Source organism: Clostridioides sp. ES-W-0016-02 (assembly GCF_020641035.1).
Lineage (GTDB): Bacteria > Bacillota > Clostridia > Peptostreptococcales > Peptostreptococcaceae > Clostridioides.
Genome location: NZ_CP061361.1, coordinates 1,090,018 through 1,103,871, shown reverse-complemented (window position 1 = coordinate 1,103,871; position 13,854 = coordinate 1,090,018). Strand labels below are relative to the sequence as shown.

General features: G+C 28.6%; 16 protein-coding genes and 1 other RNA gene. 4 read left to right on the top strand and 13 right to left on the bottom strand.

The window, feature by feature from the left end; translation table 11 throughout:
- The first annotated feature begins 63 nt into the window (after nt 1–63).
- Both IC758_RS05390 and IC758_RS05385 read left to right on the top strand, forming a co-directional pair.
- Entirely contained in the window at nt 64–858 is a 795-nt protein-coding gene (locus tag IC758_RS05390; protein WP_227434035.1) for a histidinol-phosphatase HisJ family protein, read from the top strand.
- Between the two features lie 51 nt (nt 859–909).
- Nucleotides 910–2,232: a polysaccharide biosynthesis protein gene (locus IC758_RS05385; RefSeq protein WP_227482169.1), complete on the top strand. Its 1,323-nt coding sequence runs from the start codon at nt 910–912 to the stop codon at nt 2,230–2,232.
- 101 nt (nt 2,233–2,333) lie between these two features.
- Here IC758_RS05385 and IC758_RS05380 read toward each other — a convergent pair whose 3' ends face one another.
- From IC758_RS05380 to IC758_RS05370, 3 genes are all read right to left on the bottom strand, one after another.
- Nucleotides 2,334–3,539 (bottom strand): hypothetical protein, encoded by a 1,206-nt coding sequence (locus IC758_RS05380; protein ID WP_227482168.1) that lies wholly within the window; start codon nt 3,537–3,539, stop codon nt 2,334–2,336.
- 184 nt (nt 3,540–3,723) lie between these two features.
- Nucleotides 3,724–3,904: non-coding RNA, 6S RNA (gene ssrS, locus IC758_RS05375), on the bottom strand.
- 117 nt (nt 3,905–4,021) lie between these two features.
- Nucleotides 4,022–4,885 carry a hypothetical protein gene (locus IC758_RS05370; protein WP_227482167.1) on the bottom strand — a complete coding sequence of 288 codons (864 nt, stop codon included), beginning with the start codon at nt 4,883–4,885 and terminating at the stop codon, nt 4,022–4,024.
- Between the two features lie 211 nt (nt 4,886–5,096).
- Between IC758_RS05370 and IC758_RS05365 the strand changes: the two genes are divergently transcribed.
- Nucleotides 5,097–5,498, top strand: a complete 402-nt coding sequence (locus IC758_RS05365; RefSeq protein ID WP_227434031.1) for a hypothetical protein — start codon at nt 5,097–5,099, stop codon at nt 5,496–5,498.
- 122 nt (nt 5,499–5,620) lie between these two features.
- Here the strand turns inward: IC758_RS05365 and ccpA are convergent, their stop codons facing one another.
- From ccpA to IC758_RS05340, 5 genes are all read right to left on the bottom strand, one after another.
- Complete coding sequence (gene ccpA / locus IC758_RS05360) at nt 5,621–6,637, bottom strand: LacI family transcriptional regulator CcpA (protein WP_227434030.1); 1,017 nt, start codon at nt 6,635–6,637, stop codon at nt 5,621–5,623.
- A gap of 253 nt (nt 6,638–6,890) precedes the next feature.
- A complete protein-coding gene (locus IC758_RS05355; RefSeq protein ID WP_227434029.1) occupies nt 6,891–7,097 on the bottom strand; it encodes a hypothetical protein in 207 nt (68 codons plus the stop codon).
- A gap of 33 nt (nt 7,098–7,130) precedes the next feature.
- Entirely contained in the window at nt 7,131–7,310 is a 180-nt protein-coding gene (locus IC758_RS05350; protein ID WP_227434028.1) for a hypothetical protein, read from the bottom strand.
- A 180-nt stretch (nt 7,311–7,490) separates the two neighbouring features.
- Nucleotides 7,491–7,697 (bottom strand): hypothetical protein, encoded by a 207-nt coding sequence (locus IC758_RS05345; RefSeq protein WP_227434027.1) that lies wholly within the window; start codon nt 7,695–7,697, stop codon nt 7,491–7,493.
- 47 nt (nt 7,698–7,744) lie between these two features.
- Nucleotides 7,745–8,170: a hypothetical protein gene (locus tag IC758_RS05340; RefSeq protein WP_227434026.1), complete on the bottom strand. Its 426-nt coding sequence runs from the start codon at nt 8,168–8,170 to the stop codon at nt 7,745–7,747.
- A 171-nt stretch (nt 8,171–8,341) separates the two neighbouring features.
- Between IC758_RS05340 and acpP the strand changes: the two genes are divergently transcribed.
- Nucleotides 8,342–8,569, top strand: a complete 228-nt coding sequence (gene acpP / locus IC758_RS05335; protein ID WP_227434025.1) for an acyl carrier protein — start codon at nt 8,342–8,344, stop codon at nt 8,567–8,569.
- 161 nt (nt 8,570–8,730) lie between these two features.
- Here acpP and IC758_RS05330 read toward each other — a convergent pair whose 3' ends face one another.
- From IC758_RS05330 to IC758_RS05310, 5 genes are all read right to left on the bottom strand, one after another.
- Nucleotides 8,731–9,735: a nucleoid-associated protein gene (locus tag IC758_RS05330; protein WP_227434024.1), complete on the bottom strand. Its 1,005-nt coding sequence runs from the start codon at nt 9,733–9,735 to the stop codon at nt 8,731–8,733.
- A 14-nt stretch (nt 9,736–9,749) separates the two neighbouring features.
- Nucleotides 9,750–10,652: an RluA family pseudouridine synthase gene (locus IC758_RS05325; RefSeq protein ID WP_227482164.1), complete on the bottom strand. Its 903-nt coding sequence runs from the start codon at nt 10,650–10,652 to the stop codon at nt 9,750–9,752.
- Nucleotides 10,653–10,830: 178 nt separating this feature from the next.
- Entirely contained in the window at nt 10,831–12,006 is a 1,176-nt protein-coding gene (locus IC758_RS05320) for an acetyl-CoA C-acetyltransferase (protein ID WP_227434022.1), read from the bottom strand.
- 91 nt (nt 12,007–12,097) lie between these two features.
- Entirely contained in the window at nt 12,098–12,943 is an 846-nt protein-coding gene (locus IC758_RS05315; protein WP_227482163.1) for a 3-hydroxybutyryl-CoA dehydrogenase, read from the bottom strand.
- 100 nt (nt 12,944–13,043) lie between these two features.
- On the bottom strand, nt 13,044–13,841 hold the full coding sequence (locus IC758_RS05310) for an enoyl-CoA hydratase-related protein (protein WP_227434020.1): 798 nt from the start codon (nt 13,839–13,841) through the stop codon (nt 13,044–13,046).
- Between the last annotated feature and the right edge of the window lie 13 nt (nt 13,842–13,854).

Genomic DNA, 13,854 nt, shown 5'->3' with positions numbered 1-13,854 from the left:
ATATTTGATATTATTTAGTATGTATATATAATACCAAAATTTTTATAAAAAGGGGAAATATTTATGTTTTACGACTATCACATGCACTCAAGTTTCTCTACTGATGGAAAATCTACAATGGAAGAAATGATAAAAAAATCTATAGACCTTGGTATAAATGAAATTTGTTTCACAGACCATGTCGATTATGATGTTTATGCGGATGATTCTTTTTCGATTGTTTACGAAGATTATTTTAAAAGTCTAGAAACTCTTAAAAATAGATATAAAGATAAAATATCAATAAAAAAAGGGATTGAATTTGGAGTTCAAACTCAATTAATAGATACATATAGAAAAGAAGCTCATCAATATCCATTAGATTTTATAATATGCTCTATTCATGCTATAGATAAAATGGATTTATACCTTGGTAGCTATTTTGAAGGTAAGACTCAACATGAGGTCTATGAGAACTACTACCTTTATTTGTATAATATTGTTAAAAACTACAAGGATTACTCTGTTTTAGGTCATTTAGATTTAATTAAAAGATATGCACCTTATGATACCATCCTAGATGACAGACTATTTTCAGATATAATTGAAGAAACTCTCAAGCAAGCTATCTATGATGGTAAAGGTATCGAAATAAACACATCTTGCTACAGATACAACCTGCCAGATTTAACTCCATCTAGATATATCCTTCAGATGTATAAAGATTTAGGAGGAGAAATCATAACTACAGGCTCAGATTCACATCATGTAAGTCAAGTTGCATATGAATTTGATTACATATATTCATTACTAAAAAACATGGGATTTAAGTATGTATCTAAATTTAATAAAATGAAACCAGAATTTATAAAATTATAAATTTTTACACCCCCTTATGAATATATTTAAAAGATAAGGAGGTGATTTTTTTTGAAAGTACCTTATTTAGTACTATCAACAGTTATTTTATTTATGTCTAACTTTGTCGTAAGAATATTTGGATTTTTATATAAAATATTCTTATCAAGAGCTTTAGGCGAAACAGGTCTAGGTATATATCATATGATTTTTAACTTTTTAATGATTTGTTTAGCTGTTACAACAACTGGAATACCTACTGCACTTAGTTGTCTAGTTGCAAAAAGAAAAGCTTTAAATGATAAGCACAACACTAATGCTTTGTTTATATCAACTTTATACATATCATTTTTTGTAGCATTAATTATATCTATAGTTGCATCTTTCAATAGTTCTTTTTTATCACTTAAGTTTCTAAAAGACCCTAAATTGAACTTATTTATACTAGCAGTTTGTCCTGCCATAGTTATAATAACACTTTCAAATGTACTTAGGGGGTATTACTACGGCATAAAGAACGTAAAAGTTCCTGCTATTGGACAAATTATTGAACAGATGGGTAAAATTCTATTTGTTTTTTTACTCGTTATGTATGTAAATGATAAGTCTATGAATTGTTATATTGCTCTTTTAGGTATATCTATTGGTGAATTGAGTAATATCATATTTATGCTCATATGTTTATGTCGAGATTCTTCATTTGACAATAAATATATTATAAGTATAAAAGATTTTTATAATTCCTCTATGGAAACATTGAAAATGTCCATACCTATAACTTGCAATAGAATGTCAAATATACTTTTACAATCTATTAGCTCTATGATGATACCATCAAGATTAGCATTATCAGGCATGACTTATCAACAATCATTAAGTATGTATGGTGTCGTCAGCGGGATGGTAATGCCATTTATATTTTTACCATTTACTGTTGGCTCAGCACTTATTGTAAATTTGATACCTACTATATCACAAGAAATGGCCTTAAGAAAACGTAAAAGTGTCCTAAAAAAAATAAAGTATTCTGTAATCCTAACTTTATTTGTAGGTATACTATCATCAGTGTTTTTTTATTTCTTTGGAAAAGATTTATGTATACTAGTATTTAAAAATAAACTTGCTGGAGAATATTTAAAAGCTATGTTTTTAGTACCACTATTTATGTCACTAAATCAAACGCTATCTGGTATTTTACATTCAATAAGAAAAGAATTAGCTTCAAGTATAAACACTATCATTGGTATGTTAATTCAGCTAGTAGCTCTATATGTATTTCTTCCTATTCCAGGACTTAATATTTATGCATACATATACACAATGACAATAGTATCAATATTTACTTGTTTATTACATACTATAGTACTTTTTAAATCTATAAAATCTATACATTAGTTATAAATAACGTGAAGGCTACCAATGTAAATCATCTACTATTGGTAGCCTTCCTTAAATGATTTTTATTTATAATTTAAACTGTCTATATATCTACCTATCTATCTGTGGCAACCTGAATTTCCACTTCCATGATTAGGTCCACATTGCGAAAAATCACATACTTTAGAGAAAGTATCAACAAGTCTTGGTTGGATTGGGTTTGGTGATGCTAAAACTACTATTTGTTCACTTATTAATGTGCTAACTGTTTCTTGTAAGCAAAGTACTAAATCTATATCATTTGGTATAATTAATTCATACATAGGTTCACAACATTCATTACATTCTAATTTTAATATAGATTTTCCTATACAATCTACAGTTAAGTTAGTTTGGTATTCTTGTCTTAAAGTGACAGCTCTTCCGTCAGCTGGCAAGCATATTGGTGCTGAAAGTGTGTTAAAAGTAAATTCTACAAAATCAACTCTTCTCTTACATCCACCTCCTGCTCTAACTGCTGGGAAAGCTAATGCAACGAATTCTGTACATCCACATCTACCTCTTAGTTCTAATACTAGATTACGAACTGCTACAGTTAAGCCTCTTTGTTTATAAGCTACTGATTTGCCTTTTCCTTGTCTACAACATTCAGCGTTTCTTTCTCCACATACTGCATATTCAAAAGTTGTTTCACAGTTTCTTCCTATTATATCTCCTAATGGATCTAAATCGAAATCTTCTAAAGTTGTCATTCCTGTGTCTATAACTATTCCATCATTACTTAAGCATATTTTATCTATAGTTACACTTGCTCTACCTGCACTTGGAACTGAACCAAATACTTCTACTACTTCTGTTTCAAAAGTTAATGGTTCTCCATTTGGTCCAGTTGCATCTGTAAATGTTTGGAATTGCATAGTATCAAAAATTCTATTAGCTTCTATTGCAAATGGAACTGCATTTGCTACAGAAAAGTTTCTTGGAGATATAGGATTACAGCAGTTTGGTCCACATTTGTTTTCAAAACATTCATCTGAATCCATTTGGCATGGTTCACAATCACATTTACAATTATCATGGCATCCACAATTGTCATCACATGGATTAGGTTTGCATGGATTAGGTTTACATGGATTGCATGGATTAGGTTTACAATCATCATGACAATCACAATTATTATCATTGTTACATCCATTATGATGATGTGATTTTTTGAATCCTCTCATCTCATCTGAACTTATTTCATCTGTATACACTTCTTCTTCATTCATTGTAGACATTGGCTGATTTAGCATTCTTCTTTTATTTTTTTTGTAATCTTGCATTTTTCATTGCCCTCCCTGTAAGCGATTCTTATTAAGTCTTCGGCTTTTTATAGCCTAATTAATACTATGCACTTATAATCCTAATTGTTACTTAGCTTTTTAAATTTCTCAATAATTAGGTATATTTGGTAGAAAAATGCATTTTAATAAAAAAAAGTACTACTATTTAAAATAGTAGCACTTTTTTTGTCCCGAAACACCGGTGGCTAAGTAAATTCACACCCTAGGCACTCCCAGGTGGGTGACTTGCCAGTAACCTTTAACGTCCAAACTAAACAGGCATGTTATAATTTACTAGACACGGTCTCCCGTATTTCATTTGTAGGTTGAATTTAAAAAAGCCTTATCGTATGTTTCAGGATTTCATATTATTATTATATAATAAATTTTGAATTTTTTAAAGTGGTTTTATATAGTAATTAAGATAATCTTATTCTAGTATTACTTTTTCTTCCTTTTCTCTTTATGTATTTAGTTAATTATTACTTTCTCTTAGCTTTACTTCTAGTATTTTTTTCATTACGATTATGTTCATGCTTTTGTTCATTAACATCATATAATTCTTCATCATATACTATATTTTCATCATTTTCTGCATACTCATGGTCTGTTTCTTCATCTTCTGTTAATTCTTCTTCATTATCATCTATCTCATCTTCATAATCTAATTCTTCATCTTCTTCATTATTATCTTCATATTCATCATCATCATTATTACTATCATCACCTCTTAAAAGATTTCCTAGCAGTTTAAGATTATTCATACTACCTAGATTATTTATATTTGCCAAAGAACTTAAACTAAATCCACCTTCACCAAAATCATCAGGTAAAAACAATTCTGCAAATAAATCTATCTTTTTTTTCATTCCTATAGCCTTTTCAACAGAATTTTTTCTCTTTTCTGGAAATACATCTATAATTTCTTTTATCATCATATTTTTTTTGTCTTCACTATCCATTTTTCTAAAAAAATCTGTTTCCTCTTCAACATCTACCACATCTATATTGTTAAGTTTCTTTATGCCTCTAACTAAGTCTAAAATACTTTCTATTTTTACTAGTATTTTCCTTTCATCTCTTGACATGTATTTTTTAGTTCTTGTTATTATTTCCATTCCCATTTCTAGGTCTTCTTCACTCAAATCCATAAGTCTTAGACCTCTTTTTATATCATTTGCATCAAACCTTAAAGTTTCATGTATAGCTTTTGATAATTTCTCATTTGAATTTTTTTTGTTTTTTCTGGCTCTATTATTTTTCTTTGATTTATCTTTATCATCAAATATAGAGATATTACCATTACTCAATGCAATCACTCCAATCAAAAATAGTAAGTTATTCAAGACAATTCCCCCTTATATTATATAATTGCCCTATATTAAAGTATGTTTTTCATATTTTAATGTTCCATTTTTAAAGCTCAGTGCATATATATTATCTATAAGAATTTTTATTTATATTATATATCACTCACAATTCACCACTTCAATATTATTTCTATATATAAATAGTATGAATATAATTCAATATATATTTATAGAAAGGGGTTTTTTTATGAAAAAAATAGATACAGATTCATTAGAAAAGATGGCTAAGCAAAAAAATATTGACAAGGATAAGATAGAAAAGATTGCTGATAATTACAAAGGGAAATCAGAAAGTGAACTTATGGAGGAACTTATAAAGATAGGTAAGAACCTAGATGGAAGAGAGGAAGTAGTATCAAAATTCAAAGCATTTTTAGATGACAATCAACGTAAAAAATTAGATACTATAATGGATAAAATATCAGATGCAGAGACTCAAAGAGATACTAAACCTGCTAAAACTAAAAAGACTAAGCAACCAACTAAAGGTAAATCAAATACACCTGCACCAAAAAATACACCAAATAATCAACAAAAAAAATCTAAGAGTATATTTAAGAAAACTAAAAAATCCAACCCTCATGAATAAACAAAAATAAACTACTTTTAAGGTTTAAAGTTATTATTTTTAACTAAAATATTTTAATTGCATATTATTTAAACTAAAAATCAGGTAGTGTTTTAAACACTACCTGATTGACTTTAATAACTTTATTTCTTTCTCTCTATAACACTTTCTCTATCAACAATTTGATAAGGTAATTCTATTTTCTTGTTTTCAATTAATTCTTTATTGATTAATTTAATAACCATTCTTATTGCTACTGCTCCCATATCATATAAAGGCTGATAAACTGTAGTAAGCTTAGGCCTATACATCTTAGCTATCTTAACATCATTAAATCCTGCAACTGATATGTCTTCTGGAACCTTATATCCAGCATCACAGATAGCATTTATAGCTCCTATAGCAGCCTCATCACCCGTAACAAAGGCTGCATGAGGTATTATTCCTTCATCCAATAATTCTTTCATACTATGGTATCCACTTTCATAATCAGTTCCACCATATTTGATTAAACTCTTGTCCAACTCTATATTATTACTTGAAAGTGCTTCTTCGTAGCCTGAAAGTCTTTCCATTTCTAAAACAGTATCATCTTTACTTGTCATTATAAAAGCTATCTTTTCATGACCTTTCTTTATAAGATGTTCTGTCATATCAAAAGTAGCTTCTTTATTACTAGTGCTCACTGTGTATATATCATAATTTCTAGCAGTTTTACTTATATATGTTGCTGGTATACCACAATTTTGTATATAGTTGATATGCTCTTGTTCAACTACCCATGAAATCATAACTATACCTTCTACTTGTTTTGCTCTTAATAGATTTATACTCTTTAACTCTTGTTCTTTATCAGAGTATGTATTAGCTAAAAGAATATCATAATCATACATTTTAGCAACTTCTTCTATTCCATTTAATATCTCATTAACAAAAGAATCTGAAACTTCTGGAACTATTACCCCTATTAATTGACTCTTTTTAGTTACTAAGCTTCTTGCAAGTGGATTTGGAATATATCCAGTTTCTTTTATAACCTCTAAAACTTTTTGTTTGACTTCATCAGTCACAGGTTTTGAATCATTTATAACTCTAGATACTGTAGATATTGACACGCCTGCTTGTTTAGCAACATCTTTTATCGTTATATTACTTTTCATTTTCATCCTCCTAATTTTGCTAAATTTATCTAAATCTGAACCAAATTTATACAGGTTCTTATTTTAACTATATTTATATAAGTTCTTATTTTACCATAAAAGCAAGTACATTTAAATACATTATATTTTATATTATACCCTATATTCAACAATTTTAATAATATTCATTCTTAATTTAAATTACATTAAAAAATAAAATAAAAAAATGCTGGTATAAAACATACCAGCATTTTTTCACTTTAACAGTTTAGTTTTAGCAGCCGCAGCCACAACCATCATCACCATCAAAGAATCCACCACATGAACAAGTTATTAATAATAGTATTAAGAATGGTATCCATGACATTATATCGATATCTCTCCAACAATCTTCAAAAGCTAAGAATAGGAAGAATAATACGATTATCCACCATCCTCCCCCACCAAAACATCCATCGTTTCCAAAAAATCTATCTAACATAATAAACTCCTCCTTTTTTAATAATTACTACTCTTATTCTAAGCATCCACTACAGCAGCAAAGTATTAATAAAACTATTAAGAATGGAATCCATGCCATTATGTCAAATTCTGCCCAGCTCTCTCCAAAAGCTAAAAATAGGAAGAATAGTACGATTATCCACCATCCTCCTCCACCAAAACATCCATCTTCTCCAAAGAATCTATCTAACATTCCACGTTACCTCCTGTTGATATTTTGTTGAGCTTTTCGCTCCTAACATATACTATGCATTTGGTTTCCATTTTGCTAATGTATTTTTATTATTTTTTTATTTTTTTTATCTTAACTAAAAAAGGCAAAACCATAACTTGTATAAGTTACTGGCTCTGCCTATTTAATAATCAATATTTTTTAGCAACAACAACCATCATCGAAGTTAAATAACAACAATACTATTAATATAACCCATATCCATATATTGTCATCGCATAATAAGTCTTCTAAAATGTCTGTACATAATAATAAGAATACTATAACTATTATTATCAACATTTTATTACTAAAAAATCCTTCGCATCCTCCAAAGAAACGTTCCATATTGTCTTCTAATTTTGTCATAACTAATCCTCCTTGAATCATTAAGAGACTAACTTTTGTCTCTTTAATTAAATATATGTAGTAATAGACAGATAAGTTACTTCTAAAAAGTTTTTATTGATTAATTTATTTATTTCTTTTTCTCCTAGTTTATTGTATCTATCAACTTCATCTAAATAATCCTTTTTTTCTTCTGATATAGTATAAATTAAACTTTCTATTGATTTTACTTTGTATTCTTTATATCTTTCTATCAAGAAGGATGTTTTTGAATTTTCTATGCCTTTCTTTACATGCATTAATCTTGATATATAATCGTCCTTTTCATTAGATACATAGCTTTCCTTCTCTGCTACATCTTCAAGAATTAAATTGGTTTCCATTACATAGTCCTCTATTCGTTGCATATCTAAAGTTATTGAATTATAATAAAAATTTACTGCTATAAGTAAAAATATTCCTACAGATGTTAGTAATAAGCCTACATATTTCATAGCATTTCCTCCTAAGTTATATTTGTTATCAATAAAGTTTATTCATCAAATAAGACTTTATTACTACCTTTATAAAATTTTATTTTTTTTTACTAATTGCATATTGAAAAATTTTTGATATTATATTAAACTAACATTAAAATTAATTAAAACTGCTGTAGGAGGCTTAAAATGTTTGAAAAAATAAAAGAAATAATAGCAGAACAATTAGGGTTAGACAATTTAGATGAAATAACTATGGAAGCATCTTTAATGGAAGATTTAGAAGCTGATTCATTAGATGCTGTTGAGATTATAATGGCTCTTGAAGATGAATTTGGTATAGAAATACCAGATGAGGAAGCTGAAAACTTTAAATGTATTGGTGATATATGTAAATATATCGAAGAAAATAAATAACATCATTTTGTCTACAAATATAAATAGTCTGTGTCTACTTCTACTTAATATTTCTATTAGAAGTTTACACAGACTAATCTACATTTTATTTATAACTATATTAACTATACATTTCTTCTAACTTAATTTATATTCAATCCTATAAATTACTCAAATTAAGATTACTTTTCTTCATAAAATGTTACATTCTTTATTACTATATCTATAGTTCCATCTTGATTTTGCTTTACAGTATATTTCATTGGGTCTTCAAAATCAGTTAGGTTCCCTTTTATATCAAAACCATTATCAGTTTTTATACTTCTCTTTTTGAGCTTTTTCTCAACCCATTTTTTATCTATGCTAAAACCTTCATCAAGACCTTTTTCTTCCATATGCTCTTTAAAACTACCTTTTAATTCTTCATCCTTAATTGAATTATCAACAAAATCATTTATATCAATTTCATGTTTTTCTTTTAATGTATAATTTAATATACTTCTTACATCTTCTGCTTGTTTTATATCATTACTAAGAGCATTAGTTATCCAATTTTCGGCTGTATTTTTAAATACTTTTGTCTTATACTTATCATCATCTATTTTTTTAGCATGCAAAAATTCTGTTACAAACTTTGATTCTGAACCCTCTTTTTCTGCATCTTTGTCTAAGAGTCTTAGATGAAACTCATCATTCATTCCACTTAATCCAATTAAAGCTCCTTGTTTTTGTCTTAAAGTTTCTGGAATACCAATTTCATTTGATACCATTTGAATATTAAATTTATCATCTACAAACTCAATTGAATGAGTATACAATTTTTTATAATCTAATTTCAATATAGCAACACTCTTTTCATCTTTTACAGTATACAAGCAAATTGCCAAATCACAAGATTCTAATGCTGCATTAATCTTCATAACATCAAACAGATAAGATGCTATTTCTTTAGAGTTTTTTAAAAATGAACTTTCATCATATATTATTTGTTCACAACAATTTTTAATTAAATTGTCATTATAATCTTTAAAAATACCTTTTCTTAAATCTTCATCCTTTGAAATTCTCTTTATTGCTTTTTGAAAAAATCCATCTACTTCTTGATTAACTTTACCTTCAAAATCATTTAATATTGGAACATCACTATTCTTATCCAAAACATGTATTATAAATTTATGTATTATCATATATATCACCCCATCTATCTTAATTTCGATATTAACTCTTGCATATCCTTTGGTATATCTGTTTTAAATTTTAAAATTTCTTTTGTTCTTGGTTGTTCAAACTCTAAGCTATATGCATGAAGAGCTTGCCTATTTATAAGATTTCCATCTATATAACCATATAACTCATCACCTATTATTCCATGACCTATATGAGCCATATGAACCCTTATTTGATGTGTTCTACCAGTTTCTAGCTTTACTTCTAGTACAGTTGCATTTTTTAATCTTTCTACTACTTTATAATGAGTAACAGATGCTTGCCCTCTTTCATCTATTACTCTCTTTATTGAATCCTCTTCAGGTCTATAAATTGGTTCATTTATAGTTCCCTCATCTTCATCTATAATCCCATTCACTACTGTTATATATGTTTTTTCAACTTTGTTTTCACTCATTGATGTAGACAAAGTATGGTGTGCATAAGCATTTTTTGCTACTATAACAAGTCCTGAAGTGTTCATATCAAGTCTATTTACAAATCGTATTTTTACATTTTCTTTATGCTTCTCTATATAATAACTAATACCATTTGCTATTGTATTATCATAGTGACTTTTAGTTGGATGAACTACCATAAATGGTGGCTTATTTACCATAATTATATCAAAATCATCATATATTATTTGTAAATTTAAATCTTGTGGCTCAAAATTTGCTTTTTCTTCTTCTATTTTTACCTCTATTAAATCCCCACGAGACACTTTTAAACTTGGCTTTTTATATACACCATTTACTAATACACTTTTTTCTCTTTTCATTTTTGATAGTGACCTAACCGAAAAATTTAGCTTGTCCAGCAAAACTTCTTTTAGAGTCATTTCTTCTTCATTTGTATAGGATATAAGATTATATTTTTGATTTTCTTTTTTAAACAAACTTTTACCTACTTTCTTTTATATCTTCAAAACCATGATATTATATATTTTACACTATTTTTGTTTAATAGATAATAATTATTTTTTAACCATAAAAACCTGTAAGAATAACAAATAGTTACTCTTACAGGTTAAGTTCATGGTTAAATGTTTAATTTTTAAAAATTATAATCTAAAACTATCTTTTAACTATTAAAGTAGTTCCCATTCCACCACCTATACAAAGTGTAGCTAAACCAGTTTTAGCATCTCTTCTCTTCATTTCATATAAAAGTGTAGTAAGTATTCTTGCTCCTGAGCATCCTATTGGATGTCCTATAGCTATTGCTCCACCGTTAACATTAACTTTAGCCATATCTATGTTTAAATCTTTTACTACGGCTATAGATTGAGCAGCAAATGCTTCATTAGCTTCAACTAAATCTATATCTTCAATAGTCATATTAGCAGCTTCTAAAGCTTTTTTAGTTGCTGGAACTGGTCCATAACCCATTATTGTAGGGTCAACACCAGCTGTTCCATAAGAAACTATAGTTGCAAGAGGTTCTATTCCTAATTCTTCAGCTTTTTCTTTAGCCATTACTACTAACATAGCAGCACCATCATTGATTCCTGATGCATTACCAGCAGTAACTGTTCCATCTTTTTTAAATGCAGGTCTTAATTTAGCAAGTTTTTCTATTGTAGTACCAGGTTTAATATACTCATCTTTGTCTACTACAGTGTCACCTTTTCTTCCTTTTATAACCACTGGAACTATTTCTTCGTCAAATTTTCCTTCAGCTTGAGCTTTTTCAGCTTTATTTTGACTTGCAAGGGCTAATTCATCTTGTTCTTCTCTAGTTATATTCCATTGCTCTGCTATATTTTCAGCAGTTATACCCATGTGATAGTTATTGAATATGTCTGATAATCCATCTTTTATCATTGAATCAACAAAAGCAGTATCACCCATTCTTGCACCATATCTAGCACTTGGTACTAAATAAGGAGACATACTCATGTTTTCAGCTCCACCAACTAGCATTATATCAGCGTCCCCTAATGCTATAAGTTGAGATGCCATTGAAACAGATCTTAATCCAGAACCACAAACTATATTTATAGTCATAGCTGGTTTTTCTACTGGTATTCCTGCACCTAATGCTATTTGTCTTGCTATATTTTGACCAAGACCTGCTGTAAGTACTCCTCCTAAAAGTGATTCATCTATCATATCTGGAGTTATATTAGCTCTTTTTATAGCTTCTTTAGCTGCTGTTATACCTAAGTCTACTGCTGAAACTGATTTAAATGCTCCTCCAAAACTTCCTACTGCTGTTCTAGCTGCACTGGCAATTACTACTTCTCTCATATTCATTACCCCCATTAAATTAGATTTTTATCAGATTTTTGAGATTGTTTTTTTTTAGACAATATCAGTTAAATTTTTTAGATTTCAGTTCTTATTTATTATAATCATAGAATCCTATTTTAGTTTTTCTTCCTAATTGATTAGCTCTAACCATTTTAGCTAAAAGTGGATGAGGTCTATATTTAGTGTCTCCAAATTCAGTGTATAAAACGTTCATTATAGCTAAAACAACATCTAATCCTATTAAATCACCTAATGCTAAAGGTCCCATTGGATGGTTTGCACCTAGTTTCATAGCCTCATCTATTTCTTCTTTACTTGCAACACCATCTGCATATATACCAACAGCTTCATTTATCATAGGTATAAGTATTCTGTTTACTACAAATCCAGGAGATTCAGATACATCTACTGGTACTTTATTGATACTCTTAGATAATTCAAATACTGTATCAAAAGTAACTTTTGATGTTAATTGACCGCTTATAACTTCAACTAATTTCATCATAGGAACTGGATTGAAGAAATGCATTCCTATAACTTTATCTGCTCTATTAGTAGAAGAAGCTATTTCTGTTATAGATAATGATGAAGTATTTGTTGCTAAAATAGTATCGTCTTTACATAACTCATCTAATAATTTAAAAACATCTTTCTTTATGTTCATATCTTCTACAGATGCTTCTATTATTAAGTCCATGTCTTTCAAATCTTCATAGTTAGTAGTTGAACTAACATGACTTAATATTTCTGCTTTTGTAGCTTCGTCCATTTTTCCTTTAGTAACCAATTTAGTTAAATTTTTATCTAATAAGCCTAAACATTTATCTATAGCACCTTGAGTTCTACTCTTTAAACATACATCATGACCACAACTTGCAAAAGTTTGTACAATACCACTTCCCATAGTTCCACTACCTATTACAGCTAATTTCATAGTTATAACCTCCTGTTATTTTAGTATTTATATTCTGTTAACTAGATTAAAGTATTTATTCAATCTAGTTAACAGCAAATATATTTTTAATTAGATTTGTTTATCCTTTTATAAAGTTAGCTTCTCTTTTTTCAATAAAAGCTGACATTCCTTCTTTTTGGTCTTTAGTTGAAAAACAAAGTCCAAAGAAATTAGATTCTATATCTATTCCAGTATCTATATCAGTTTGAGCACCAAGTTGTATAGCTTCTTTAGAGTATCTAACTGCAAGTTGAGCATTTTTAGCTATTGTTTTAGCTAGTTTTTCAACTTCTTCCATTAAAGCTTCTGGCTCGACAACTTTATTTACTAGCCCTATTTTTTCAGCTTCATCAGCTTTTATAACTTGACCTGTAAAGATTAATTCTTTTGCTTTTGCCAGTCCAACCAGTCTTGTAAGTCTTTGAGTTCCTCCATACCCTGGAGTTATTCCAAGAGTTACTTCTGGTTGCCCAAATTTAGCTTTAGCAGATGCAATTCTTATATCACAAGCCATTGCTAGTTCGCATCCTCCACCTAAAGCAAATCCATTTACAGCTGCTATTATTACTTTTTTACTATCTTCTATTTCTCTAAAAGCTTTAGCTCCTAGAAGACTAAAATCTTTAGCAGCTACGGCATCTAAATCTTTCATATATGCAATATCTGCTCCAGCTACAAATGCTTTTCCTTCCCCTGTCAGTATTACTACATCAATAGTTTCATCATTATTAATATCAGCAAATACTTCATAAAGTTCTTCTAAAGTTTTTGAATTTATTGCATTAAGGGCTTTAGGTCTATTCATTTTCACTGTACATATATTTTCATTTACTTCAACAGCTATATTCTCATAAACTTTAACATCGCTTGTACTCATAATACCCTCCCCA

Coding starts and splice junctions, on each gene's coding strand:
- IC758_RS05390 (WP_227434035.1), top strand. CDS start 64: ATGTTTTACGACTATCACATGCACTCAAGTTTCTCTACTGATGGAAAA.
- IC758_RS05310 (WP_227434020.1), bottom strand. CDS start 13,841: ATGAGTACAAGCGATGTTAAAGTTTATGAGAATATAGCTGTTGAAGTA.
- ccpA (WP_227434030.1), bottom strand. CDS start 6,637: ATGAAAAGTAATATAACGATAAAAGATGTTGCTAAACAAGCAGGCGTG.
- IC758_RS05315 (WP_227482163.1), bottom strand. CDS start 12,943: ATGAAATTAGCTGTAATAGGTAGTGGAACTATGGGAAGTGGTATTGTA.
- IC758_RS05355 (WP_227434029.1), bottom strand. CDS start 7,097: ATGTTAGATAGATTTTTTGGAAACGATGGATGTTTTGGTGGGGGAGGA.
- acpP (WP_227434025.1), top strand. CDS start 8,342: ATGTTTGAAAAAATAAAAGAAATAATAGCAGAACAATTAGGGTTAGAC.
- IC758_RS05365 (WP_227434031.1), top strand. CDS start 5,097: ATGAAAAAAATAGATACAGATTCATTAGAAAAGATGGCTAAGCAAAAA.
- IC758_RS05345 (WP_227434027.1), bottom strand. CDS start 7,697: ATGACAAAATTAGAAGACAATATGGAACGTTTCTTTGGAGGATGCGAA.
- IC758_RS05330 (WP_227434024.1), bottom strand. CDS start 9,735: ATGATAATACATAAATTTATAATACATGTTTTGGATAAGAATAGTGAT.
- IC758_RS05350 (WP_227434028.1), bottom strand. CDS start 7,310: ATGTTAGATAGATTCTTTGGAGAAGATGGATGTTTTGGTGGAGGAGGA.
- IC758_RS05380 (WP_227482168.1), bottom strand. CDS start 3,539: ATGCAAGATTACAAAAAAAATAAAAGAAGAATGCTAAATCAGCCAATG.
- IC758_RS05340 (WP_227434026.1), bottom strand. CDS start 8,170: ATGAAATATGTAGGCTTATTACTAACATCTGTAGGAATATTTTTACTT.
- IC758_RS05320 (WP_227434022.1), bottom strand. CDS start 12,006: ATGAGAGAAGTAGTAATTGCCAGTGCAGCTAGAACAGCAGTAGGAAGT.